At 70.2% G+C, this 24,986-nt stretch carries 21 protein-coding genes; 3 read left to right on the top strand and 18 right to left on the bottom strand.

Annotation, left to right across the window (positions count from 1 at the left end; genetic code table 11):
* Nucleotide 1: 1 nt before the first annotated feature.
* The 3 genes from SGFS_RS23825 to SGFS_RS23835 all read right to left on the bottom strand — a co-directional run bounded on the left by SGFS_RS23825 (nucleotide 2) and on the right by SGFS_RS23835 (nucleotide 2,542).
* Nucleotides 2-1,303 (bottom strand): extracellular solute-binding protein, encoded by a 1,302-nt coding sequence (locus SGFS_RS23825; protein ID WP_286253186.1) that lies wholly within the window; start codon nucleotides 1,301-1,303, stop codon nucleotides 2-4.
* A gap of 349 nt (nucleotides 1,304-1,652) precedes the next feature.
* On the bottom strand, nucleotides 1,653-1,940 hold the full coding sequence (locus SGFS_RS23830) for a DUF3039 domain-containing protein (protein ID WP_286253187.1): 288 nt from the start codon (nucleotides 1,938-1,940) through the stop codon (nucleotides 1,653-1,655).
* 29 nt (nucleotides 1,941-1,969) lie between these two features.
* Nucleotides 1,970-2,542 (bottom strand): YqgE/AlgH family protein, encoded by a 573-nt coding sequence (locus SGFS_RS23835; RefSeq protein ID WP_286253188.1) that lies wholly within the window; start codon nucleotides 2,540-2,542, stop codon nucleotides 1,970-1,972.
* Nucleotides 2,543-2,852: 310 nt separating this feature from the next.
* On the opposite strand from SGFS_RS23835, the gene murA reads away from it, so the two are divergent.
* Nucleotides 2,853-4,199, top strand: coding sequence for a UDP-N-acetylglucosamine 1-carboxyvinyltransferase (murA, locus tag SGFS_RS23840; protein WP_286253189.1), 1,347 nt, complete (start codon nucleotides 2,853-2,855; stop codon nucleotides 4,197-4,199).
* Nucleotides 4,200-4,401: 202 nt separating this feature from the next.
* Here the strand turns inward: murA and SGFS_RS23845 are convergent, their stop codons facing one another.
* The 9 genes from SGFS_RS23845 to SGFS_RS23885 form a co-directional block, all read right to left on the bottom strand.
* The gene (locus tag SGFS_RS23845) at nucleotides 4,402-4,683 is read right to left on the bottom strand and encodes an HU family DNA-binding protein (RefSeq protein ID WP_286253190.1); all 282 of its coding nucleotides are present in this window, start codon (nucleotides 4,681-4,683) and stop codon (nucleotides 4,402-4,404) included.
* A gap of 309 nt (nucleotides 4,684-4,992) precedes the next feature.
* Nucleotides 4,993-6,405: an NAD-dependent malic enzyme gene (locus SGFS_RS23850; RefSeq protein WP_286253191.1), complete on the bottom strand. Its 1,413-nt coding sequence runs from the start codon at nucleotides 6,403-6,405 to the stop codon at nucleotides 4,993-4,995.
* A 377-nt stretch (nucleotides 6,406-6,782) separates the two neighbouring features.
* Nucleotides 6,783-9,080, bottom strand: a complete 2,298-nt coding sequence (locus SGFS_RS23855) for a HelD family protein (RefSeq protein WP_286253193.1) — start codon at nucleotides 9,078-9,080, stop codon at nucleotides 6,783-6,785.
* A 116-nt stretch (nucleotides 9,081-9,196) separates the two neighbouring features.
* Nucleotides 9,197-9,991: a zf-HC2 domain-containing protein gene (locus SGFS_RS23860; RefSeq protein ID WP_286253194.1), complete on the bottom strand. Its 795-nt coding sequence runs from the start codon at nucleotides 9,989-9,991 to the stop codon at nucleotides 9,197-9,199.
* Nucleotides 9,992-10,020: 29 nt separating this feature from the next.
* Nucleotides 10,021-10,596 (bottom strand): sigma-70 family RNA polymerase sigma factor, encoded by a 576-nt coding sequence (locus SGFS_RS23865; RefSeq protein WP_013003188.1) that lies wholly within the window; start codon nucleotides 10,594-10,596, stop codon nucleotides 10,021-10,023.
* A gap of 330 nt (nucleotides 10,597-10,926) precedes the next feature.
* The gene (locus SGFS_RS23870; RefSeq protein ID WP_286253201.1) at nucleotides 10,927-11,592 is read right to left on the bottom strand and encodes a CGNR zinc finger domain-containing protein; all 666 of its coding nucleotides are present in this window, start codon (nucleotides 11,590-11,592) and stop codon (nucleotides 10,927-10,929) included.
* A 336-nt stretch (nucleotides 11,593-11,928) separates the two neighbouring features.
* Complete coding sequence (locus SGFS_RS23875; RefSeq protein ID WP_286253202.1) at nucleotides 11,929-13,122, bottom strand: uroporphyrinogen-III synthase; 1,194 nt, start codon at nucleotides 13,120-13,122, stop codon at nucleotides 11,929-11,931.
* A 265-nt stretch (nucleotides 13,123-13,387) separates the two neighbouring features.
* Nucleotides 13,388-14,770 carry a nitrate/nitrite transporter gene (locus SGFS_RS23880; protein WP_286253203.1) on the bottom strand — a complete coding sequence of 461 codons (1,383 nt, stop codon included), beginning with the start codon at nucleotides 14,768-14,770 and terminating at the stop codon, nucleotides 13,388-13,390.
* 181 nt (nucleotides 14,771-14,951) lie between these two features.
* Nucleotides 14,952-16,343 (bottom strand): serine hydrolase domain-containing protein, encoded by a 1,392-nt coding sequence (locus SGFS_RS23885; RefSeq protein WP_286253204.1) that lies wholly within the window; start codon nucleotides 16,341-16,343, stop codon nucleotides 14,952-14,954.
* Nucleotides 16,344-16,579: 236 nt separating this feature from the next.
* Between SGFS_RS23885 and SGFS_RS23890 the strand changes: the two genes are divergently transcribed.
* Nucleotides 16,580-16,825, top strand: coding sequence for a hypothetical protein (locus tag SGFS_RS23890; RefSeq protein WP_286253205.1), 246 nt, complete (start codon nucleotides 16,580-16,582; stop codon nucleotides 16,823-16,825).
* A 24-nt stretch (nucleotides 16,826-16,849) separates the two neighbouring features.
* Here the strand turns inward: SGFS_RS23890 and SGFS_RS23895 are convergent, their stop codons facing one another.
* Nucleotides 16,850-17,383: a DUF6924 domain-containing protein gene (locus tag SGFS_RS23895; RefSeq protein ID WP_286253206.1), complete on the bottom strand. Its 534-nt coding sequence runs from the start codon at nucleotides 17,381-17,383 to the stop codon at nucleotides 16,850-16,852.
* On the opposite strand from SGFS_RS23895, the gene SGFS_RS23900 reads away from it, so the two are divergent.
* Nucleotides 17,382-17,828: a hypothetical protein gene (locus SGFS_RS23900; protein WP_286253207.1), complete on the top strand. Its 447-nt coding sequence runs from the start codon at nucleotides 17,382-17,384 to the stop codon at nucleotides 17,826-17,828. The genes SGFS_RS23895 and SGFS_RS23900 overlap by 2 nt on opposite strands.
* Nucleotides 17,829-17,892: 64 nt before the next feature.
* Here the strand turns inward: SGFS_RS23900 and argG are convergent, their stop codons facing one another.
* The 5 genes from argG to SGFS_RS23925 form a co-directional block, all read right to left on the bottom strand.
* A complete protein-coding gene (gene argG, locus SGFS_RS23905) occupies nucleotides 17,893-19,347 on the bottom strand; it encodes an argininosuccinate synthase (RefSeq protein ID WP_286253208.1) in 1,455 nt (484 codons plus the stop codon).
* A gap of 161 nt (nucleotides 19,348-19,508) precedes the next feature.
* The gene (locus SGFS_RS23910) at nucleotides 19,509-20,393 is read right to left on the bottom strand and encodes a hypothetical protein (protein ID WP_286253209.1); all 885 of its coding nucleotides are present in this window, start codon (nucleotides 20,391-20,393) and stop codon (nucleotides 19,509-19,511) included.
* A 129-nt stretch (nucleotides 20,394-20,522) separates the two neighbouring features.
* Entirely contained in the window at nucleotides 20,523-21,725 is a 1,203-nt protein-coding gene (locus tag SGFS_RS23915) for an acyltransferase family protein (RefSeq protein WP_286253210.1), read from the bottom strand.
* Nucleotides 21,722-23,971, bottom strand: a complete 2,250-nt coding sequence (locus SGFS_RS23920) for a glycosyltransferase (RefSeq protein ID WP_286253211.1) — start codon at nucleotides 23,969-23,971, stop codon at nucleotides 21,722-21,724. Before SGFS_RS23920 ends, SGFS_RS23915 begins: the two co-directional genes overlap by 4 nt.
* Nucleotides 23,971-24,852 (bottom strand): hypothetical protein, encoded by an 882-nt coding sequence (locus SGFS_RS23925; protein WP_286253212.1) that lies wholly within the window; start codon nucleotides 24,850-24,852, stop codon nucleotides 23,971-23,973. Before SGFS_RS23925 ends, SGFS_RS23920 begins: the two co-directional genes overlap by 1 nt.
* Nucleotides 24,853-24,986 lie beyond the last annotated feature (134 nt).

Below are 24,986 nucleotides of genomic sequence, written 5' to 3' on the forward strand. Positions count from 1 at the left end.
TTCAGCCCACGGAGGAGAACGCGTCGTTCATCTTCTTCGCCGCGTCCTTCGACGCCTCGGCCACGTCCTTCTTTCCGCTGACGACCTCCTGGAACATCGTCGGCAGCACGAGCGAGGCGTCGATCTGCGCCCAGGCGGGCGAGACGGGCACGAACTTCGTCCCGGACGCGAGGGTCTTCACGAACGGCTCGACGAACGGCTCCTTCTTCGCCGCCCGCGTCCGTACGTCGGTGTACGTCGGCAGGAAGCCCATCGCGTCGAACAGCTCGCCCTGGGTCTTCTTCGACGTCAGGCGCTCGGCCAGGTCGACGGCGAGGGTGCGGTGCGTGGTGCTCTTCAGTACGCCGATGTTGTTGCCGCCCGCGAACGCCGGGGCCACCGAGCCGGACTCGACGCCCGGCAGCGGTACGACGGCGTACTTGCCCTTCACCTTGCCTGCCTCCACGGCCGCGTGGCTGAAGTCGCCGCCGATCGCCATGCCCGCCTTGCCGGAGGCGAACGCGGTGACCGTGTCGTTGCCGCCCATGCCCGCGCACTTGGCGGCCGGGCAGTTGTCGTCGCCGAAGAGCGAGGCGTAGGCCTTGATGCCCTTCTGGGCGGCCGCGCTGTCGATGGTCGCCGCGTACGAGCCGCCCTTGCCCACGGCTATCTCGCCGCCGTTCGCCCAGATGAACGGCATCGCGCCGTAGGTGTAGGCGCCGCCGACGGCGAGGCCGTAGAGGTCGGGCTTCGCGGCGCGGATCTTCTTGGCGGTCGCGATCAGTTCGGCCTGGGTCTTCGGAACTTCGAGGCCGAGTTCCCTGAAGACGTCGGTGCGGTAGTACAGGGCGCGGACGCCCACGAAGAAGGGGGCCCCGTAGATCTTGCCGCCGACGGTCACGGAGGTTCTGGCGGTCGGGTCGGAGTCCTTGGAGTCGGACCACCTGGGGAAGTCGGCGGTGAGGTCGGCGAGTCCGCCGTCCTTGACGTAGCCGGCGGTGTCCGTGTTGCCGAACTCGATGAGGTCCGGGGCGCTCTTCGGGTCGTTGAAGGCGGCCTTGATGCGCTGGGCGCGGGTCTCGACGGGGATGTACTCGATCTTGACTTCGGCTCCGTCGTGGGCCTTCTCGAAGGCCGCGACGACCTTGTCGACGACCTTCTCCTTGGGCTTGTTGCTCACCTCCTGGAAGAGCCAGACGCGGAGGGTGCCGGTCTTGTCGTCCTTGGTGGAGGAGGAGTTGTCGGAGGTCTGTGGGGCGCAGGCGGTCAGGGCCGCGAGGGCGAGGACCGCGGTGGGGGCGGCGAATCGGGCGGCGAGCTTCATGGGGGGCGGCCTCCGGTGGGGGGAGCGGCGAGCGCGTTGCATTCTGTGCAACGCGTGTTTTGCTCTGCACAACACACCGGAGGCTAGGGAGTACATGAACATGCCCACAAGAGGTCTCAACCACCTTGTGACCGTGGGGCGCGTTCTGTGCAACGGGGGTTGGGGAGGGCCGGGCCGGTTTGTCCGCTGCGGCCCGGTAGGGGCTTGTCACCCAGCCCCCCGCGTCGCTGAAAGCAACGGTCCCTGCGGGCCTCGAAAGCACGGGGCCAAATGCCCTCGGCTTTCAAACGCGCACGACAAGACCGCGGCACCCGCCCTCGGGTGCCGCGGCCCTGGCAGAAGCCGGCGGTTACTTCTTGCCGTCGCCCTTGCCGCCCTGGTCCCCGCCGGCACCGAGGGACTCGAAGATCTCCTTGCACATGGGGCACACGGGGTACTTCTTCGGGTCGCGGCCCGGGACCCACACCTTGCCGCACAGGGCCACGACGGGCGTCCCGTCCAGGGCGCTCGCCATGATCTTGTCCTTCTGGACATAGTGGGCGAAGCGCTCATGGTCACCGTCGCCGTGCGACACCTGCGGTGTCGGCTCAACGAGGGTCCCCGTACCAGTCCCGCGCTCGGGCTCAAGAGTGCTCATAGCGCCAAGGGTACTGAAGGTCACAGACATCAGTTGAGCGAAGGGTCGTCGGGGTACGTGGCCACCATCGCCAGCTCGCTGCGCTGGCGGCGCAGCACCGAGCGCCACAGCCGTTCGGGACTCAGGAAGGAGACGTCCCCGGGCTCCGATTCAACGACGTACCAGGCCCCCTCCACCAGCTCGTCCTCCAACTGGCCCGGCCCCCAGCCCGCGTACCCTGCGAAGATGCGCAAGGAGCCGAGCGCCGAGGCCAGCAGTTCCGGCGGGGCCTCCAGATCCACCAGGCCGATCGCGCCGTGGACGCGGCGCCAGCCGAGCGGGGCCCGGTCCACCGGGCCGCCCCCGGGGATCACCGCCAGACCCAGCGCGGAGTCCAGCGACACCGGGCCGCCCTGGAAGACGACCCCCGGTTCGCCGGCCAGTTGCGCCCAGTCCTCCAGGATGTCGCCGACGACCACCGCGGTCGGACGGTTGAGGACCACCCCGAGCGAGCCCTTCTCGTCGTGGTCGAGGAGGAGCACCACAGCGCGGTCGAAATTCGGGTCCGCCAGGGCGGGCGTGGCCACGAGCAGCCGCCCTGTGAGCGAGGACACCTCGGTCATGCCAGACATGATCCCGCATCTTGCCCGGCTACGGGGAGGCAATGCCGTCAGCCGCTCGAATGCAGCTCACGGCGGCGGGGCCCGCCCCGGGTGTACGGGCATTTCGGTGACCCCACGTGCCCGACGGTGAACGGTTCGTGTTGTGTCCGACTCATGACCCACCTGTGAGGCCCTTGGGCTTACTTAAGGGGGGTAGGCGGCGTTTACGCTAGCTCTTCGGCTCGCGCCGCATCGGCCCCGTAACAACGGTCCGCCGGTGGTCCGTCGACGCCGAAACGCTCCCTGCCCACCTCCACGGAACGCGAGATTCATGACCGTCAACGGCTCTGACGACGTACTGCTTGTACACGGCGGCACCCCGCTCAGTGGCGAGATCCGTGTCCGCGGTGCGAAGAACCTCGTACCCAAGGCCATGGTCGCCGCGCTGCTCGGCAGCGGTCCGAGCCGGCTGCGCAATGTTCCCGACATCCGCGACGTGCGGGTCGTACGGGGACTGCTGCAGCTGCATGGCGTCACCGTCCGCCCGGGTGACGAGCCGGGTGAGCTGGTGATGGACCCGACGAACGTGGAGAGCGCGAACGTCGCCGACATCGACGCCCACGCGGGTTCGTCGCGCATCCCGATCCTGTTCTGCGGTCCGCTGCTGCACCGGCTCGGCCACGCCTTCATCCCCGGTCTCGGCGGCTGTGACATCGGCGGCCGGCCGATCGACTTCCACTTCGAGGTGCTGCGGCAGTTCGGCGCGAAGATCGAGAAGCGGGAGGACGGGCAGTACCTGGAGGCGCCTCGGCGGCTGCGGGGTACGAAGATCCAGCTGCCGTACCCGTCCGTGGGCGCGACGGAGCAGGTACTGCTGACCGCCGTCCTCGCGGAGGGCGTCACGGAGCTCGCCAACGCGGCGATCGAGCCGGAGATCGAAGATCTCATCTGCGTGCTGCAGAAGATGGGCGCCATCATCGCGATGGACACCGACCGCACGATCCGCATCACCGGTGTGGACTCGCTCGGCGGCTACAACCACAAGGCGCTCCCGGACCGTCTGGAGGCCGCCTCCTGGGCTTCCGCGGCGCTGGCGACCGAGGGCGACATCTACGTCCGCGGCGCCCAGCAGCGCTCGATGATGACGTTCCTGAACACGTTCCGGAAGGTCGGCGGCGCCTTCGAGATCGACGACGAGGGCATCCGCTTCTGGCACCCCGGCGGCCGGCTGAAGTCGATCGCCCTGGAGACGGACGTCCACCCCGGCTTCCAGACCGACTGGCAGCAGCCCCTGGTGGTGGCCCTGACACAGGCGACCGGCCTCTCCATCGTCCACGAGACGGTCTACGAGTCCCGGCTGGGCTTCACCTCGGCGCTGAACCAGATGGGCGCCCACATCCAGCTCTACCGCGAGTGCCTCGGCGGCTCGGACTGCCGCTTCGGCCAGCGCAACTTCCTGCACTCCGCGGTCGTGTCGGGTCCCACGCAGCTCCAGGGCGCCGACCTGGTCATCCCCGACCTCCGCGGCGGCTTCTCGTACCTGATCGCGGCCCTGGCCGCGCAGGGCACGTCCCGCGTCCACGGCATCGACCTCATCAACCGCGGCTACGAGAACTTCATGGAGAAGCTCGTCACGCTGGGGGCGAAGGTCGAGCTGCCGGGCAAGGCCCTGGCCTAGCGGCCCGCCAGGCGAACCGTTTCGGCGGGGCTGGTGACCACCAGCCCCGCCGGCGTTCCAGGCCGGTCCCGGGCGTGGCACGACGGGCGCGATTCGTAAGTGCAACCACGATGGGGCGGCACCCGGAGAGATCCTCCAGGTGCCGCCCCATCGGCCGTCCTGCGGCGCGCTACACCGTCCTGTGAGGTGTAGATGGCAAGGTCTACTTGCCCTTGGCCGCTTCCTTCAGCTTGGAACCGGCCGAGACCTTGACGCTGAAGCCGGCCGGGATCTGGATCGGGTCGCCGGTCTGCGGGTTGCGCGCGGTGCGAGCGGCACGGTGGGTGCGCTCGAAGGTCAGGAAACCGGGGATGGTGACCTTCTCGTCGCCCTTGGCGACGATGTCGCCGACGACCTCGGCGAACGCGGCCAGCACGGCGTCGGCGTCCTTGCGGGTCACCTCGGCGCGGTCGGCCAGCGCGGCCACCAGCTCACTGCGGTTCATGTTCTTACTCCCGTGTTCTTCTTGCCGTTGAGGCGGACCCGGGTCCGTCGTCAGACCCTCGCGCCCAGGGACGCATCCTGCACTCACCTGCGGCGGGAAAGCCAATCCGGCACCCCTGGGAGTCACACGAACACCCTTGGGAGTCACACGGAAAGCGCCCACCACGCCCACGGCGACGCGTCCTACGCGGGCGAGCGGGCCGCAGGCCCGGCAGGCCTGAGCCTGGCCGCCACACTAAAGGGCCGTGCAAGGCCCGCGGCCCCGCGACGCGCCGGGCGCGCGGGGCCGTGGCCATCGTCACAGCGCGGCTCAGGCCGAGGTCGCCGCCTTCGCGGCCTCGCGCACCGCCCCGGCGACGGCTCCCGCGACCTTGTCGTTGAAGACGCTCGGGATGATGTAGTTCGGGTTCAGCTCGTCCTCGGTGACGACATCCGCGAGGGCCTTCGCGGCCGCGAGCATCATGTCCGTGTTGACCGTGCGGGACTGGGCGTCGAGCAGACCGCGGAAGACACCCGGGAAGACCAGCACGTTGTTGATCTGGTTCGGGAAGTCGGAGCGGCCGGTGGCCACGACGGCCGCCGTCTGACGGGCGACCGCGGGGTCGACCTCGGGGTCCGGGTTCGCGAGCGCGAACACGATGGCGTTGTCGGCCATGGCGGCCACGTCGTCGCCGTCGATGACGTTCGGGGCCGAGACACCGATGAACACGTCGGCGTCGCGCACGGCCTCCTTGAGCGTGCCCGTGAGGCCCTCGGGGTTGGTGTTGTCGGCGATCCAGCGCAGCGGCGAGTCGGCGGCGGCGTCGACCAGGTCGGCACGGTCGGCGTGCACGACACCGTGGATGTCGGCGACGACGGCGTTCTTCACGCCCGCGGCGATGAGCAGCTTCAGGATGGCCGTACCGGCCGCGCCCGCGCCGGACATGACGACGCGGATGTCGCCGATCCCCTTGTTCGCGACGCGCAGGGCGTTCGTGAGGGCGGCGAGGACGACGATCGCGGTGCCGTGCTGGTCGTCGTGGAAGACGGGGATGTCGAGGGCCTCGCGCAGGCGGGCCTCGATCTCGAAACAGCGGGGCGCGGAGATGTCCTCGAGGTTGATGCCCGCGAAGCCGGGGGCGATCGCCTTGACGATCTCGACGATGGCGTCGGTGTCCTGGGTGTCCAGGCAGAGCGGCCAGGCGTCGATGCCGGCGAAACGCTTGAAGAGGGCCGCCTTGCCCTCCATGACGGGCAGCGCGGCCTTGGGGCCGATGTTGCCGAGGCCCAGCACGGCGGAGCCGTCCGTCACGACCGCAACGGAGTTGCGCTTGATGGTGAGGCGGCGGGCGTCCTCGGGGTTCTCGGCGATCGCCATACAGACGCGGGCCACACCCGGCGTGTAGATCATCGAGAGGTCGTCACGGTTGCGGATGGGGTGCTTGGACGCCATCTCGATCTTGCCGCCGAGGTGCATCAGGAACGTACGGTCGGAGACCTTGCCGAGCGTCACGCCCTCGATGTGGCGCAGCTGCTCGACGATCTCGTCGGCGTGCGCGGTGGAGGTGGCGGCGATGGTGACGTCGATGCGGAGCTTCTCGTGGCCGGATGCGGTCACGTCGAGGCCGGTCACCGAGCCTCCGTGGGACTCGACGGCTCCGGTGAGCTGAGAGACCGCGGTTCCGCTCGCGGGCACCTCCAGCCGGACCGTCATCGAGTAGGAGACGCTGGGCGCCGTTGCCATGGCCGACTTCCTCTGCTTTCAGCTACTGCCGTTGCTGCGTTTTGCCGTCCGATCGTCGCACCTACCGCCGAGTAGGCGGTAGCCGCAGGGGATTGCGAACGTTTTGTTCTCAACGAAAAGAGGTCCACGTCACAGATGACGTGGACCTCTTCTACGTTCAGTGGCACCGACCCGCCATGCTCGCCTCGCGGCAAGTGGTCGCTCGTAGCGACGAAGGTTGGGCCCGGGGGCTTGGATCGAGCCGGTGCCACAGCAAGGCTAACAAACAGATCCCATAAGGCCATTCCCGTACGGGATCTGTTTCGACTTGCGCGAAAGAACTCGGGGGGCGGGTGGGGCATTCGCGGGTGCGGGCCCGTCGCCGACCGAGTACCGAATCAGTCCCGCAGCAGGTCCGGGACGCCCGACGCGTCGGGCTCGTCCCGCTCCCCCGACACGACCGTCAGCTGCTGGGTCGCCCGCGTCAGCGCCACGTACAGCACGCGCAGACCGGCCGGGGACTCGTCCGCGATCTCCGCCGGGGAGACGACCACCGTGGCGTCGTACTCCAGGCCCTTGGCCTCCAGGCTGCCGAGGGCGACGACGCGGTCGCCGAGGCCGGCGAGCCAGCGGGCGGCCTCCTCGCGGCGGTTCATGGCGACGACGACACCGACCGTGCCGTCGACGAGGTCCAGGAGGCGGGCGGCCTCCGATCTGACCGTGCGGGACAGGGACTCGCGGGCGGCGGGCACGAAGCGGGGTTCGACGCCCGTGGAGCGGACGGCGGACGGGGACTCCGAACCGGGCATGGCGAGCGCGAGCACCTTGGCCGCCAGTTCGGCGATCTCGGCGGGGTTGCGGTAGTTGACCGTGAGGGTGAAGCGGCGGCGGGGACGGGTGCCGAGGGCCTCGTCGCGGGCCTCGGCCGCCTCGTCGGGGTCCGACCAGGACGACTGCGCCGGGTCCCCCACGACCGTCCAGGTGGCGTGCCGGCCGCGGCGGCCGACCATGCGCCACTGCATCGGGGTCAGGTCCTGCGCCTCGTCGACGATGACGTGCGCGTACTCGGTCCGTTCCTCGGCCAGCCGCTCGGCGCGCTCGCGCCGGGTCTCCTCGCGTACGGGCATGAGCTCCTCCAGGCCCGTGAGCTGGTCCAGCGGGTCCAGATCGCGCTTCTTCCGGGGGCGGGCCGGCAGGCCGAGGATGGCCTGGAGTTCGTCGAGCATGGCGATGTCGTGGACCGAGAGGCCGTCCCGCTTCAGGGCGCGGGCGACGCGGCGGACCTCGCCGGGGTTGAGGATGCGGCGGGCCCAGCGGCCGAGGCGGCGCTCGTCGGCCATGGCGTTGAGGACGGCGCGCGGGGTCAGCTCGGGCCACCAGGCGTCGAGGAAGGCGATGAAGGCGTCCTCGGTGGTGATGTCCTCGTCGAAGGAGGAGCGCAGCTCGGCGGCCAGTTCGGGGTCCGTGTGCCGGCCGGCGGCTCCGGACCTGGCCCACAGGGCGTCCAGGAGGAGCTTGCGGGCGCGGGGGCGGAGCAGGTTGACCGGGGCCGTGCCGCTGAGGGCGCTCTGGCGTACGCGGTCCAGTTCCTCGGCCTCGAGTTCGAGTCGGCGGCCGAAGGCGACGACCCGGAGGCGGCTGGGCGCGTCGCCCAGTTCCAGGGCGCCCCTGGCCGCCTTCCGCAGCACCTTCAGCATGCGGTACGAACCCTTGGCGCGGGCCACGGACGGGGAGTCGTACAGCGTGGCCTCGGCGCCGTCGACGAGCGAGCCGATGGCGCGGATGGCGACCTGGCCCTCCTCGCCGAGGGAGGGGAGGACACCCTCGGTGTACGCGACCAGCAGAGGGGTCGGCGAGACGATCAGGATGCCGCCCGCGTACCGGCGGCGGTCCTGGTAGAGGAGGTAGGCGGCCCGGTGCAGGGCGACGGCCGTCTTGCCCGTGCCCGGGCCGCCCTCGACGTATGTCACGGAGGCGGCGGGGGCGCGGATGACCAGGTCCTGTTCGGCCTGGATGGAGGCGACGATGTCCCGCATGGTGTGGCTGCGGGCCTGGCCGAGTGCGGCCATCAGGGCGCCGTCGCCGATGACGGGCAGCTCGGCGCCGTCGAGGAAGGCGTTCAGCTCGGGGCGCATCAGGTCGTCCTCGACGCCGAGCACCCTGCGGCCCTTGGAGCGGATGACCCGACGGCGTACGACCCGGCCGGGGTCGACGGGCGTCGAGCGGTAGAAGGGGGCGGCCGCCGGGGCCCGCCAGTCGATGACCAGCGGCGCGTACTCCGAGTCCAGGACGCCGATGCGGCCGATGTGGAGGGTCTCGGCGATGTCGGCGGTGTTGTCGGCGCGTACGGCGCCTTCCGCGGGCTCGACGGCGGTGTACGCGCCGTCCGGGCCCTTCTTGCCGTCCTTGCCCGGCAGCAGATCGATCCTGCCGAAGAGGAAGTCCTCGAACTCGTTGTTGAGCCGATTCAGATGGACACCCGCGCGGAAGACCTGGGCGTCCCGCTCGGCCAGGGCGCCGGGCGTGCCGACCTGACCGCGCTTGGCCGCGTCGTTCATCAGGAACTCGGCCTCGTGGATCTTCTCCTCAAGACGCCGGTACACCCGGTCCAGATGTTCCTGTTCGACGCCGATCTCCTTCTCACGCGCGGAGTCGTGAGCGGAGTCGAGCGTTTCCTGCTGAACCTGAGCGGCCACCCGGGCCCCCTTCTGACGTGCTGGGCAGCCGTCAACCGTACGCGAAAAGGACCCCGGGAGGCTACGCGCCTGTCCGGGGTCCCGTTCACCGCTCCGCTGCGAGAGCGCCGTATGCGCTACGCCTGGACCGACACGAGCTTCTTACCGTCGAAGGTCAGGACCTCGAAGTGGTCGATCTGGTCCGGGCTGAAGGCGGCGCCGCCGTGGACGTAGAGCGGGTTCCTGGCCTGCTCGGTCTTGGCGTTCTTGATGCCGTAACCCCAGGTGGGGACGGACCAGGAGGTCACCGTCTCGCGCTCGCCGTTCTTGCCGACGGCGATGAGCGAGCACTTCTTCGGACCCTTGACGTTCTTCAGCTCCAGGACCGCGTGCGTGCCCCAGGCCTTGGACTCCATGCCGACCGTGGCGGTGACCTGGGTGGACGCGTCCGTGGACGAGACCTTGTCCTTGGCCTTCATGTGAATGAAGGACTCCTTGGCCGGGCTGGCCGCAAGCGTGTCAGCGGTCTTCGACCCGTCGTCCCCGCCCGTCGTCGCGAACACCGCCGTCGGGCCCGCGACGATCGCCGCGATACCGGCCGCCAGTGCGAAGAAGTTCCGCCGGCTTCGCTTGGCCCGGTGTTCGACGACTTCGCCGACCAGCCGGTCCGCGAGTCGTGAGCTGGGCTTCGCGGCCAGGGACTCGCCGATGGCGGGTGTGCCCTGGGCCGCCGGCAGGTCCGCCAGTGCGGCCAGTATCGGTTCCATGCCGGCCAGCTCGTCGAGCTGCTGACCGCACCACTCGCAGGTGGCCAGATGGGCTTCGAATTGTGTGGCCTCGGCGTCATCCAGCAGGCCGAGGGCGTACGCGCCGACGGTCTCGTGGATGTTGTTGTCGCCGGAACCTTGGGCTCCTTGCACAGACCCGGGCATTCCCGGTCCATACCCCCCGTAGATGTTGCTCATGCCGTCACCCCGCGCTCCTCGAGAGCCAGCTTCATCGACCGCAGGGCGTAGAACACCCGGGAGCGGACGGTTCCACTGGGGATGCCAAGCGTCTCGGCCGCCTCATTGACCGTACGCCCTTTGAAATACGTCTCGACCAGGACCTCCCGATGGGCAGGGGTCAGGTCGTCCAGCGCGTCCGACAGTGTCATCAGCCACAACGCCTTGTCGATCTCGTCCTCCGCGGGGATGACCTCCAGCGGCGACGGGTCGACCTCCTGCGGCCGGGCCTGCCGGCTGCGGTGGCCGTCGATGACGATTCGGCGTGCGACCGTCACCAGCCAGGGGCGTACCGATCCGGTCGCTCGATTGAGCTGACCGGCGTTCTTCCAGGCCCGGATGAGAGTTTCCTGCACCACGTCTTCGGCGCGTTGACGGTCGCCCGCGACCAGACGCAGCACGTACGCGAGCAAGGGTCCAGCGTGCTCGCGGTACAGCGCGCGCATCAGCTCCTCGTCTGGCTCTGAGGGCTGTGATGCGCGATGTCGGGCCCTGTGCGGGCGTTCATCGGCCACAGCGGAATCCTTGCGCACGGCTACCTCCGGTGTCCGGGGGTTCCCCCAGTCGGTCGCTCACATCGGGATACGTAGGTAATCAGTTGTGTGTTCAGAGTTGAGCCACAACTTTCTCGATTCAACTTGTGACCGGTGGGGCAGCTGGGGGACAAGCACGCCCATATCGGTTTCAAACCCGGCACACACGGGCGGGAATTGTGAAGAGATCACTCCCGTGATGTGAAAAACAGCACGGCTGCTTCTTTACGGGAGCGGGGTGGTTGCCCAACTGCCGGTCGGCGCAGGGGAGATGGGCAATACGGCGCCAAGCGGGGGGAAATGGGGCGAGCGGGGCTCCGCGGAGGTGACTCAGGCGCGGGGCAGGGCCGTTCGGCGGCGGTGGCGGGCCACTCGTTCCCTGTTGCCGCAGACCTCGCTCGAGCACCAGCGGCGGCGTCGGCCGCGGGAGGTGTCGACGTACACGAGGGGGCAGTTGTCGCCGGCGCACCGGCGCAGGCTCGCGTAGGCGGTCGGGTCGGTGAGCAACTCGACGGTGTCTCGGGCCAGTACGGCGAGGAGGGCGGGGCAGGTGGGGGGTGCGGCCAGGGTGCGGGTGAGTGCGAACGGGGCGCTGCCGTTGGTGTTGCTGCCGCTGGTACCGCTGGTCGTTGTGCGGGTCGCCTGGGGCGCGGGGGGTGCGGTGCGGGCGATGTCGTTGATGTGGGCCAGGGACGTGTCGAAGGGGTGGGGGGTGGTGGGCGGTGGGGGGTGTTCCGTGTGGGGGCCGGTTGCCGTGTGGATCAACTGGGCTATGTGGGTGCGGAGTTCCTGGAAGGCGGTCAGCCAGTCCGGGGTGGCGTGGTCCAGGGGGGTGTGGGTGGGGACCAGGCCGGTGGTGGTGATCCAGGTGCGGAGGTGGTCGAGGGAGGTGAGGCGTTCGTGGGGGTGGGTGGTGGCCAGGAGGTCCAGGCAGGGGCGGCCGGCGTCGAAGCGGGGTGGGGTCGCGGGGGTGGGTGTGGGTCTGGCCGGTGCCATCCGTCTGTCACCGCCTTGGGGTCGGCGCGCCCGGGTCCGGGGGGACTGGGAGGTTGGTACCCCTTACAGTGCCGGGGCTCACGTGTGGCGGGAAGTCTGTGGTTGATGGTCCCTGGATTTGCCTCGCCCCCGCCGCCCCTACCCGTCCCCGCCCGTCCCCTCCTGTCCCCCAGGGGCGCTGCCCCTTCGACCCCGGACAGCCTCCGGGCTCCGGCCCCTGGGCCCCTTGGGGGGTGCAGAGCCGGGTGATTCGGGTCGGTCGGGTGCGGGTGGGCGGGGGCTGGTAGCGCAGTTCCCCGCGCCCCTATGAGGAGCGCGGGGAACCGGGCGACTTCGTCACACGTCCGCGTACTTCGTGTCCGCCGCCGGGTCCAGGGCCAGGCGGTAGCCGCGTTTGACCACCGTCTGGATGAGTTTGGGGGTGCCCAGGGACGTACGCAGGCGGGCCATCGCCGTTTCCACGGCGTGTTCGTCGCGGCCCGCGCCGGGGAGGGCTCGGAGGAGGTCCGAGCGGGGTACCACCCAGCCGGGGCGGCGGCACAGGGCCCGGAGCAGGGACATTCCGGCCGGCGGGACCGGCCGTAGCGCGCCGTCGACGAGGACCGCGTGGCCCCGGATCTCCACCCGGTGGCCGGCGATGGGGAGGGACCGGGCGCGCGACGGGAGTTCCTGGCAGAGGAGTTGGACCAGGGGGCCCAGACGGAAGCGTTCCGGCTGGACCGTGTCGACGCCGTGGGACTGGAGCGGCAGTGCCGTCACCGGGCCCACGCAGGCCGGGAGTACGTCGTGGTTCAGGGCGTTCAGCAGTTCGGGGAGCAGGCCGCGGTCCTCGGCCCTGGACAGGAGTGAGGCCGCCGCGGGGGCGCTGGTGAACGTCAGGGCGTCCAGGCCCCTGCTCACCGTGGCATCCAGGAGGCGGTCGACGGGGGTGATGTCCTCCGGGGGCATCCAGCGGTAGACGGGGACGCCCACCACCTCCGCTCCGCCTGCGCGCAGTGCCTCGACGAAGCCGGGGAGCGGCTCGCCGTGGAGCTGGACCGCGATCCGGCGACCCTCCACTCCTTGCTCCAGCAGGCGGTCCAGTACCTCGGCCATCGATTCGGAGGAGGGGGACCATTCCTCGGTGAGGCCCGCGGCCCGGATCGCGCCCTTCACCTTCGGGCCGCGCGCCAGCACCTCCACGCCTCTCAGCTTCTCCAGCAGCGCCTCGCCCACACCCCAGCCGTCCGCCGCCTCGATCCAGCCACGGAAGCCGATCGCCGTGGTCGCGACCACGATGTCCGGCACCTGGTCGAGCAGGTCCTTCGTGGCGGCGAGCAGTTCACCGTCGTCGGAGAGCGGCACGATCCGCAGGGCAGGGGCGTGCAGGACCGCGGCCCCGCGCCGCTGGAGCAGGGCGCCGAGTTCGTCCGCCCGGCGCGCGGCAGTCACACCCACGGTGAATCCGGCCAGTGGGCCGTGTTCCGACTCCCGCTGGGCTGGTCGCTCCGGTCGCTCGGTCCGTTCAGGTCGCTGCTGTTCCTCGTACATGGCTCTCGTCCCGCACTCGAGTCTTGCACCTGAGGCCTGTCCGGCGGAGCAGGCCTGGGCCGCGGGGGCCGGCACGCGCCGGATCCCGCTCACTGGCGCTCATCAAGCGCCGTTGTCAGAAGTCGGCCTGATCCGCCGGACAGACCTGGTCAGTGCTCCGGGTGGTGCACCTTCATGCCGAACGAGCCTGTCAACGGCGCGTGACAGGCTCGGTTCGACTTGATGTCGCTGGTGTTACGTCACCGGTGTGGCGACATGGGCGATGTCACACCTCGGCGTAGCTGAGCTGCGGCTTCGCCTCCGTCGCTGCCGCGTTCTGGGCCACCGCGGCGGCCGGGCGGCGAAGGTATACGGCCCAGGTGACCGCGAAGCAGAGGCCGTAGAAGGCGAGGAAGGCGACGAAGGCGCCGGTGCCGGAGCCGACCGAGAGGAAGGACTGGCGGAAGGCCAGGTTGATGCCGAGACCGCCGAGCGCGCCCACCGCCCCGATGATGCCCATCGAGGCACCGGAGAGACGGCGACCGTAGGCCGCTGCCTCCTCGCCCTCCAGGCCCTTGGCGAGGGCCTTGGCCTGGAAGATGCCCGGGATCATCTTGAAGGTGGAGCCGTTGCCGAGGCCGCTGAGGACGAAGAGCACGATGAACGCGGTGGTGAAGAGCGGCAGCGACTTCTGCATGGAGGCGATGACGATGATCCCGGTGGCGGCGGCCATGCCGACGTAGTTCCACAGGGTGATCTTGGCGCCGCCGTACTTGTCGGCGAGTGCGCCGCCCACCGGCCGGATCAGCGAGCCGAGCAGCGGGCCGATGAAGGTGACGTACGCGGACTCCAGGGGCGTACGGCCGAACTGGGTCTGCAGGACGAGGCCGAAGGCGAAGCTGTAGCCGATGAAGGAGCCGAAGGTGCCGATGTAGAGGAAGGACATGATCCAGGTGTGGGCCTCCTTCACGGCGTCCTTGGCGGCACCGGTGTCGTTCTTCACGGACGAGATGTTGTCCATGTAGACCGCGGCGAGCACGGCGGCGATGACGATGAAGGGGATGTAGATCCCGAGCAGCACGCGCGGGCCGCCACTGGCTCCGATGACGGCGAGACCGATGAGCTGCACGACCGGGACACCGATGTTGCCGCCGCCCGCGTTGAGACCGAGCGCCCAGCCCTTCTTCCGCAGCGGGAAGAAGGCGTTGATGTTGGTCATGGAGGAGGCGAAGTTGCCGCCGCCGATGCCGGCGAGCATCGCGCAGATCAGGAACGTGTTGAACGACGTCCCCGGCTCCATCACGATGAAGGCCGCGACGGTCGGGATGAGCAGCAGGCTCGCGGAGACGACCGTCCAGTTGCGCCCGCCGAAGATCGCCACCGCGAAGGTGTACGGGATGCGGACGATGGCGCCGACCAGCGTGGCCATCGAGACGAGGAAGAACTTGTCGGCCGGGGTGAGCCCGTACTCGGGGCCCATGAACAGGACCATCACCGACCATACGGTCCAGATGGAGAAGCCGATGTGCTCGGAGAGGACCGAGAAGAGGAGGTTGCGGCGGGCGACCTTCTCACCGGTCTCGTTCCAGAAGGCCTCGTCCTCGGGATCCCACTGCTCGATCCAGCGGCCTCCCCTGCTCGCGGCGGGGGCTGTGCTCGGGGCTGTCATGACGCCTCCACGGTTCTCCGGGCTCAAGTGTTGCGATGCGGTGATGAGGGGTGATGAGTCCTGAAGGTAGGGAGAGCGCGTTTCCTGCCTGTGGCACCGAGTCACCGGGAAGGAACTTTGCTCTCACGAGGGCGTGGACCGGCTGGTGAGGATTCGGTGAGCGGAGCGTCATACCCGGCGGTCATGCCGCCTTGGGCGCGGCCCTCATGCCAATGTAGGCGCACCGCGTGCCGTCCTTCAGCGTGGCGAAGACCACAGGCATCCAGTCCTCGGCGAACGAGGCACCGCCGCCGGCGCCCGCGAACACCGTGTCCGACAGGGGCACGAGCTCCATCTCCAGGTCCGGCGAGTAGCCCACCATCCCGCCGACGAAGGCGTAGACGAGGTGCGGTGTGCCGTTCCTCTCGCTGATCGTGATGACGACTCCCTCCCTCTTGTACGTACCGAGCCAGGGAGTGATGTCGACGGTGGGCGGGTGCTCCGCCGGGGCGAACGGCGCGGGCATCGTGATCCCGGCCAGCTCCGCCATCAGCTCGCGCAGCAGATCGGCGTACAGGAGCCGCGAGGAGCCGCCGTTGGTGAGCAGCGCGACGGCGACACCGGCGGTGGGGACGACGCGGAGGAAGGCGTACTGGCCGGTGGCGGCGCCGTCGTGGCCGTAGCCCGGGACGCCGTCCCAGTCGTAGAGGGTCCAGCCGAGACCCCAGCCGTCGGCGCTGACCGTCCACTTGTCGGGTACGTCGGTCTCGCGCCGCTGCATGGCGGCGGCCGTCTCCGGGCGGAGGATCCCGGCACCGCCGTCGAGGTGGGCCTTCGCGTACCGGACCACGTCGCCGGCGGTGGCGAGCACCCGGGCGCCCGGGCCCGCCGCGCGCGGCATCAGGTCCCAGGCCGGGGCCGGGGTCTGCTGCCCGTCCTCCCCCGCCAGATGCCCCATGGCCGCCCGGAACGGCAGCGCCTCCTCCGGCAGCGTCATCGTGTGCGTGAGCCCGAGCGGCGCCAGCACCCGCTCCTTCAGCGCCTGGTCCCAGGTCAGCCCGGTCAGCACCTCGACGATCCGGCCGAGCACGACGTACCCGATCCCGCTGTACGACACCGCCGTACCCGGCGGGCAGTCCATCGCCACGCCCTTGGCGGCCTCGACGTACTTGGCGATCGCGTCGTCTCCGCGTCCCGTGTCGAGGTGGAAGTCGCAGGTCAGGCCGCTGGTGTGGGACAGGAGCATGCGGGGGGTGATGACCTCGGTGGCCGCCGGGTCGACCGTCGCGAACTCCGGCAGCACCTTCACCACCGGGACGTCCAGGTCGAGTTCGCCGGTCTCCACCAGCTGCATGACGAGGGCGGCCGTGTAGACCTTCGCGATCGAGCCGAGCTGGAAGACGGAGTCGGCCGTCGCCTCCACGCCGGTCGCCCGGCTCAGCACGCCGCTCGCCAGCTCGTGGATCTCGCCGTCGACGAGGAAGGCGAGGGTCGCGCCGGGGACGTCGTGGGTGGCGCGGAGGGTGTCGAGGCGGTGCTGCCAGTGGGCGAGGTCGGGGGTCCCGAGGTCGGCGGTCCGGGTGAGCTGCGGCATGAGGGTGCCTTTCAGAGGGAGGAGTGGCTTGGCTGGAGGTGTGCGCCGCACGCCGTGCGGCCATGTGGAACACCGTACGCATTGCGAACAGTGTGCGCAAGACCGTACGGCGTTCTCAGGTGGGCGCGAAAAGCCGCTGGCAAGAAAAGCCGCGGTCGCTACGAGGTGGGCCCCGGCCCGACCTGGACGGCCGCCGACCGCCGCTCGTACGCCGCCTGGCGGCACAGGTGAACAAGATGACCGACTCGAACCGCAGAGCCGTACGTACGGCGCCCCAGGCCCTGTTGGCGGTGGCGGCCGCCGTCCCGCTGCTCGCGGACAGCCCCGGGGTGGCCGACCTGCCGGGCTACGCGACCCTCGTCGCGGCGGCCACCGCCCTCAGCCGCCTGATGTCCATACGGACAAGACCCTCTCGGAACACGAGGGGCGGGGACGGACCTCCGCCCCCACACGCCCATGAGCCCAGAGCCCAGAGCCCATGAGCTCATGAGCCCACCGGAAGATCCTCACTCCTCGTGCTGATCCATCTGCCGGAACTCCTCGTACGCGGCCGACCCGGGAGCCGCCACGTACACGGGTGAAGTGTCCCAGGTGAAGCCGTGGAACTCGCAGAAGAACAGGTTGGCGATCGAGACATTGGCCTCGACGCTCGCGACGTGCAGAGCCGGAATCCGGAAGGGCTTCGCCCGCTCGCCGGCGAAGGGTTCGAGGTCGGGGTCGAGGTCGATGCCGAGCAGCGGGAGGTCGTCCGAGGCGAAGGTCTCGGCGTCGGCGAGATAGAGGTGACCGTACGGCAGGGTGTGCTCCGGGGGCGCCGCGGCGAGCACGTCGGCCGCCCGCACCCCCCGGAACTTCTCGTCGGACAGGGTCGTGACGTAGTGCACGGCACGGTCGTAGTGGTCCGCGGAGTCGGGCACCTCGTCGATCGCCACCGGTGTCTCCAGGGCCCGTTCGAGGCGTTCCCAGCCCTGGGGGTCGGTGAAGTCGGTGCGTATGACGGGGGTTCCGAGGTCCTGGTGCCGGGGCAGGCGAAGGGGCATGGTCTCATCCGTTACGGTCGCCGGGGAGGTGATGGTTGTCGTGTCCTGGCCGTCCGTGATCATTCTTGCTCCGGTGGGACAGCGCCGTGCGCTGGAAGCCCGGATCCGTTCCTTCGGACTCGTTCCCGACCCCCTGCGCGAGGGCGGCGAGTTCCTGCACCGGCGGGGCTACTCCTACAGCCTCGATCTGTCGGGCGACATCCTGGCCGACTTCGAGCCCGAGGACCTGGACGAGATCACGGCCCGGATCGGGGAACCGTACGGGGTTTATGTGTCCTGCCAGTCCATGGACGCGGCCCGCGCCCTCCTCCGGGAGGTCCTGCGCGGCTTCGACGGCCTGATCGACACCAATCACTTCGAGGTCCTGTCGGCACAGGAGTTCCTCGCGGTTCTGGCCCGGCACCCGGAGTGGGACTGGCGGCGGACGCCGAGCACGGAGCTGTGACAACGACAGGGGCCGGCCCGACGCGTTGGCGTCGGGCCGGCCCCTGTCGTCAGCCGTGGGTGTGTCAGTCCGTGCCGAGTTCCATCGCGGCGCGGTCCAGCAGGGCGTCCTCGTCGGAGACCTCGCCGCGGGAGGCGATGGCCTCGGCGCCGCCCTCCGGCATCTCCGGCATCGTGCCGATCAGCCCGGTCGCGGCGGCCTGGTCGGCGCCGATCGCGGGGTTGGAGCCGCCGATGAGGCCGAGGCCGGCGTACTGCTCCAGCTTGGCGCGGGAGTCGGCGATGTCGAGGTTGCGCATGGTGAGCTGGCCGATCCGGTCCAGCGGGCCGAACGCGGAGTCCTCAGTACGCTCCATGGAGAGCTTGTCCGGGTGGTAGCTGAACGCCGGGCCGGTGGTGTCGAGGAGCGAGTAGTCCTCGCCGCGCCGCAGCCTCAGGGTGACCTCGCCGGTGACGGCCGAGCCGACCCAGCGCTGGAGCGACTCCCGGATCATGAGCGCCTGCGGGTCCAGCCAGCGGCCCTCGTACATCAGCCGACCGAGCCGCCGGCCCTCGTTGTGGTACTGGGCGAGGGTGTCCTCGTTGTGGATCGCGTTGACGAGACGCTCGTACGCGGCGTGCAGGAGGGCCATGCCGGGGGCCTCGTAGATGCCGCGGCTCTTGGCCTCGATGATCCGGTTCTCGATCTGGTCGGACATGCCGAGCCCGTGGCGGCCGCCGATCGCGTTGGCCTCCATGACGAGGTCGACGGGGGAGGCGAACTCCTTGCCGTTGATCGTCACCGGCCGACCCTGGTCGAAGCCGATGGTGACGTCCTCGGGGAGGATCTCGACCTCGGAGTCCCAGAACCGCACGCCCATGATCGGCTCGACGGTCTCGACGCCGGTGTCGAGGTGCTCCAGCGTCTTGGCCTCGTGGGTGGCGCCCCAGATGTTGGCGTCGGTGGAGTACGCCTTCTCCGTACTGTCCCGGTACGGCAGCTGGTGCGCGACCAGCCACTCGGACATCTCCTTGCGGCCGCCGAGCTCGGTGACGAAGTCGGCGTCGAGCCAGGGCTTGTAGATCCGCAGGTGCGGGTTGGCGAGCAGGCCGTAGCGGTAGAACCGCTCGATGTCGTTGCCCTTGTAGGTCGAGCCGTCGCCCCAGATCTGGACGTTGTCCTCGAGCATCGCCCGGACCAGGAGCGTGCCGGTGACGGCACGGCCCAGGGGCGTGGTGTTGAAGTAGGCACGCCCGCCGGAGCGGATGTGGAACGCGCCGCAGGTGAGCGCGGCCAGGCCCTCCTCGACCAGCGCGGCCCGGCAGTCGACCAGGCGCGCGATCTCGGCACCGTAGGCCTTCGCGCGGCCGGGCACCGAGGCGATGTCGGGCTCGTCGTACTGGCCGATGTCGGCCGTGTAGGTGCACGGGATGGCTCCCTTGTCGCGCATCCACGCGACCGCGACGGAGGTGTCGAGACCGCCGGAGAAGGCGATGCCGACACGCTCGCCGGCGGGAAGGGAGGTGAGGACCTTAGACATAGGAAGAGTATGCATCAGAACGCATGATCATGCAAAGTCGCTTCCCGGGTAGCCTCCGTCACAGTCACTTCACGCGCTCGTCCGGGGTGCCAGGAGCGCGAAGCGCCGGGGTGCCCTGTGGCTCCCCGGCGCTCAGCGATGTCGCGGTGGCGCGGCGGACGTCAGCTCGAGACCTCGCCGATGTACGGGAGCTCGTCCGTGCCGCCGTCGTCCCACGTGATGATCACGCTGTCGCCGGAGCGCTTGACCGTCGCGTACGTCAGGTCCTCGTCGTCGATGTCGGGTGAGGCCATCGGGCGCAGGACCATGCGGAAGGAGTTCGAGTCGCGGTAGGCGCCGACGCCCGTCATGATGCCCTTGCCGCCGAGGGTGTCGATGTACGACAGGGTGTGCTTGCCCTTGAGGTCGCCCGAGGTCTCCTCCTCGCCGATGGTCAGCGTCTTCGCGTCCTCGTCCTGCCACTGGCCCTCGACACCCGTGCCGGGCGCCTCCTCGGAGGTGCCGCCACCCGTGGTGTCGTCCGGCGCGTCCGTCTCCTCCTGGGTGGGCTCCTCGGTCGGCGTCTCGGACTCGCTCGGGCTCGCCGACACGCTCTTGTCGGCCCTGGGCTTCGCCTCACCGCTGTCGTCGCTGGTGAGAAGGAAGATGCCGCCGCTGAGGACCGCCACCGCCGCGACCGCCGCCACGATGATCAGCGCCAGCCTGCCGCCCCCACCACCACTCGGCGGAGGCGGGGGCGGGTAACCCCCGTACGGCTGCTGCTCGCCATAGCCGGGGGCGCCCCCGTACGGCTGCTGCCCATAACCGGGGGCGCCTCCGTACGGCTGCTGCCCCGGCGCCCCGTACGGCTGCTGCTGAGGTCCCGCCCCGTACGGCTGCTGAGGTCCCGCCGCGTACGGGTTCGGCGGCCCGCCGGGTATCGCGCCCGGCATGGGCTGCTGTCCCGGGACCTGGCCGGGCGGCGGCGAGTACGGGCCGGGGTAAGGCTGCTGGGGCGGCTGGGCTCCGTAACCGTCCTGCGGCGGCGGGCCGGGAGGCTGAGTCATCGGCGGGTGTCACTCCTCAAGTCGCTTGGCGAGGCGAGGAACGCGGAAACCCCCGACATCCGCCCCACCCGGCCAAACAACCACCACCGAACACCCGTACGCAAGTGCGTATACCGCTTGGTTACGGGGTTAAGACGCTTGGGACACGACCTTCCTCCCGGCCCTCCCCTTCTTCCCACCGTTCGGCCACAACCTGGGCGTTCGCTGTGCCGCCAGGTCCTCCGTCCAGCCGAAGGCCAGCACACAGCCGACGATGAGGATCCATGTCACGACCAGCACACCCCAGGGGCTCTCCAGGAACCACGCGAAGTGCATCCACATCACGTCGAACTCCCAGAGCCGGTCCCACTGCGTCGCCGCCACGAGGATGCAGGTGTTGTGCCAGAGGTAGATCGTCACCGCTCGGGAGTTCAGGAACGTGATCACACCGTCCCAGCGGCGCATCCGCCTCGGCCACTCCGACCACGACGGGCTGACGTGCAGAAGCAGCAGCACGGTCCCCAGCGACCACAACGACTGGGCGAACGGCATGCTGTCCAGGTCGTTGCCGTAACCGAAGTCGTGGTTCATGGCGTACCAGAGGCCGAGCAGCGCGATCGCCGGGGCCACCGACGGGACGACGTACCTCGGGAGGCGTTCGAGGATGCCCTCCTGGTGGGCCATGCCCACGATCCAGCAGGCACCGAAGGTGCTGAAGTCCGTGAGGGCGGACGGGATCCGCTCGCCGGGGAGCGTGATGTACCCCTGGTCGAAGGCCGCCGAGAGGGCGATCGGAGCGAGGATCGTCGCCACCGGGAGGGCGCGCAGGGCCTTCAGCAGGAACGGGGAGAGCAGTACGTACCAGAGGTACGCGCGGAGGTACCAGAGCGGGCCCGCCAGGTCGGCCGCCCAGTTCTCGCCGATGAAGCCGTGCACGCCGGGGAGGCCCTCCGCGTACGGCGGGTCGCTCAGCGGGAGGACCCAGTAGGTGAGGTGGAGCCACCACCACAGCGGATGGCCCTCGTCGCCGGGGCCCCAGCCCTGCGCCACCATGCCCGTCACGCCCACCACACCCAACAGCCACAGCGGCGGCAGCAGACGACGGATGCGGCCCCTGACGACCTGCGCCGCCGGGCGTTTCAGCGAACGGGCCATCAGGTTGCCCGCCAGCGCGAACATCACGCCCATGGACGGGAAGACGAGCGGCAGCCAGGCCCAGCCCGTGAGGTGGTAGAGGACCACCCGGAAGATCGCCAGGGCCCGGAGGAGGTCGAAGTAACGGTCACGGACCGGGCCGGTCCGGGGGGCCGGCGGGGTCTGCCCGACGGCGGTGTCCTGCGTCAGCGTGCTCATGCGACCGGGCTCCCTTCCTTCACCTGCTGCTGTTCCGAACCGGAGACGCCGGACGCACCGGACGCACCGGGAAGCCCCACCGCCCCCGTCCGCCGCAGCTTCTGCCAGCGCAGCCGGCCACCCGTCAGGGCCGTGATCCAGGACTGGAGCAGGACGACATACATCAGCTGGCGGTACAGCAGTTGCTGGAGCGGCAGGGAGACCAGGTGCGTCATCCGCTCCTTGTCCAGGTGGAACGCGTACGCCGCGCACACCACCTGCACGGCCAGGACGCCCAGCCAGGCGCCGACCGTCCTCTCGGTCGGGCCGAAGACCAGCCCGTAGAGGAGGAACACATCGATCAGCGGGGCCAGCAGCGGGGCCACCACCATGAACAGGGACACCAGCGGCAGTCCGACCCGGCCGAAGCGGCCCGACGGCCCCTTCTCCACGAACGCGCCCCGGTGCTTCCAGATCGCCTGCATCGTCCCGTACGACCACCGGTAGCGCTGTGACCACAACTGCTGGACCGACTCCGGGGCCTCCGTCCACGCCCGGGCCTTCTCGGCGTAGACCACGTGCCAGCCGTCGCGGTGCATGGCCATCGTGATGTCGGTGTCCTCGGCGAGGGTGTCCTCGCTCATGCCGCCGACCCGCCTCAGCGCCTCGCGGCGGAACGCCCCGACCGCGCCGGGGATCGTCGGCATACAGCGCAGGACGTCGTACATCCGACGGTCGAGGTTGAAGCCCATCACGTACTCGATGTGCTGCCAGGCGCCGATGAGCAGATCGCGGTTGCCGACCTTGGCGTTGCCGGCGACCGCGCCCACGCGCGGGTCGGCGAAGGGCTGGACCAGCTCACGGACGGTGGACGGCTCGAAGACCGTGTCGCCGTCCATCATCACGATCAGGTCGTGGCGGGCGTGCGCGATGCCCCGGTTGAGGGCGGCGGGCTTGCCCGCGTTGGTCTGCCGGACGACACGCACATCCGGGAGTCCCAGCTCCTCGACGATGCCGGCCGTGCCGTCGCTCGAACCGTCGTCGACGACCAGCACCTCGACGGGGTGGTCGCTCGCCACAAGTGAACGGACCGTCTTCTCGATGCACTTGGCCTCGTTGTACGCCGGGACGAGCACCGACACCGGTTCGGTGACCGGCCCGTTCGGGCCCCACCGGAAGTCCCGGCGGCGGACCTTGCGGGCGTGCAGCACGGACAGGACCAGCATCAGGCCGAAGCGGGTGAGGACGAGGACACCGATCACGGCGAGCGCGACGACGAGTACGGCGGTGATCTTCTCCGAGGCCTGGACGAGGACCACCCAGGCCTTGCCCTTCCACAGCTCCGGGCCCGTGACCTCGGTGTGCGCGCTGGGTGCGTTCAGGGCCCGGGTGATGGTGTCGAACGCGTAGCCCTTCTTCTTGAGCCCGGCGATGAAACGGTCGAGCGCGGCGACGGTCTGCGAGCGGTCGCCGCCGGAGTCGTGCATCAGGACGACCGCGCCCTTGCCGTCCTCGGGCGTGGCCCGGCGGATGATCTCGTCGACGCCGGGCCGCGCCCAGTCGTGGCTGTCGGTGTCGCTGACGACGGTGAGATAGCCGCGGCTGCCGATGTACTGGGTGACCGGCCACGACTGGTTGTCCATGACCTTGGCGAACGACGAGTACGGCGGCCGGAACAGCGAGGTGCGGATGCCGGCCGCGCCCGCGAGGGCGAGCTGGTTCTGCGACAGCTCCCAGTCGATGCGCTGCCTGGTCTGGAGGGACAGGTCCGGGTGGTTGAAGGTGTGCAGGCCGATCTCGTGGCCTTCCTCGACCATGCGCTCGACGAGGTCCGGGTAGCGGGAGGCCATCGTGCCGGTGATGAAGAAGACGGCGTGCGCGTCGTGCTTGGCGAGGACGTCGAGGACTTTCGGGGTCCACTCGGGGTCCGGGCCGTCGTCGAAGGTCAGCACCAGCTCACGGTCCGGGAGGTCATGGCTGGTCGCCCCTTTCGGGGACCGGGAGTCGATGACCGGGCCGCCCTTGAGGATCTTCTTCGGCACCCGGTCGTTCGACACGGGCGGCTGGACGCGGTGGTCCGCGAGGATCTCGCTGTGGACGTAGCCGCGCAGCATGAGCATGGCCATGAGGGCGACGAGTACGAGGCAGGGGAGCAGATGGCGCAGGGGTATGCGCCGGCGTGTGCGCCCGCCCGGGGACGGGCGTGGGGACAGGGGTCGGCGACCGGCGGCTCGCGAGGGCGAGCCGCGGCGCTTGGAACGGGGCATCAGGCGGCGGTCTCCGGATTGGGCTCGGGGTCCGGGGCGTTCGGGGACGGGGACGCGGTCTCGGCGGCGACGGGCTCGACGGGCGCCGGGGCGGCCGGGCCGTCGGCGACGGTGTCGGGGCCCGGGGCGGGGTCGGAGCCGCCGGAGTCCGAGGGGCCCGGCGAGGGCGAGCCGGAGGGGCTGGGGTCGCCGCCCGGCGGGGTGGACGCGGAGGGCGAGGGCCCGGGGTTCTGCGCGCTGCCGCTCGGGCCGGGCTTCGCGCTGGCGCTCACCGAGGGCTTCGGGCCGGCGGACGCTCCCGGCGCCGAGGCACTGGCCGAGGGCTTGCCCGACGGCTTCGCACCGCCGCCCGGCGAGAGCGTCACCCCGCCCGGACCGACCGACGCGCCCGCGCCGATGTCCAGACCGGGGAAGACGCCTCCTCCGCCGGACGAGCCGGCCGACTCGTCCGGCGGAGGAGGGGTGTCGACCTTGCCCGCGGGCTTGTCGTCCTTCTGGCCCGGCACCGGCAGCCAGGGCGCGTCGGAGTTGCCCGACAGGAGGGTGACGACGATGACGGCGGCGTATGTCGCGCAGGCGCCGCCGACGAAGATGCCGAGCCGCCGGTAGCGGTTCCTGCGCCGCCCGGACTCGTCGACGAACACGGGCCGGTCGGAGTCCGGCGCCCCCGCGTCGTCGAGTCGGACGGTCACCTCATGGGGGTCGTGGGTGTGGCCGGGCCGGCCGAGCTGGTCCCACGGGTCCTGAGGGGTGGCGGGGAGTACGGGGTCGCGGTCGCCGCGGAACTCCCGTTCGGACGCGGTCGGTTGTCGCAGTACTCCCCCGTCACGGCCCAGGGCGAGCGAGGCGGCTGTTCTGCCGCCGGCCTCGGGCCAGACCACGTCGCCACCGGAACCCGCACCGACGTTCGAACCAGAACCGGAACCAGAAACGGAGCCAGAACCGGCAGCAGAACCGGCATCGGTACCGGAATCAGCATCGGTACCGGAATCAGACCTCGACCGCTTCGCCTGCC

The sequence above is a fragment of the Streptomyces graminofaciens genome, assembly GCF_030294945.1.
Lineage (GTDB): Bacteria > Actinomycetota > Actinomycetes > Streptomycetales > Streptomycetaceae > Streptomyces > Streptomyces graminofaciens.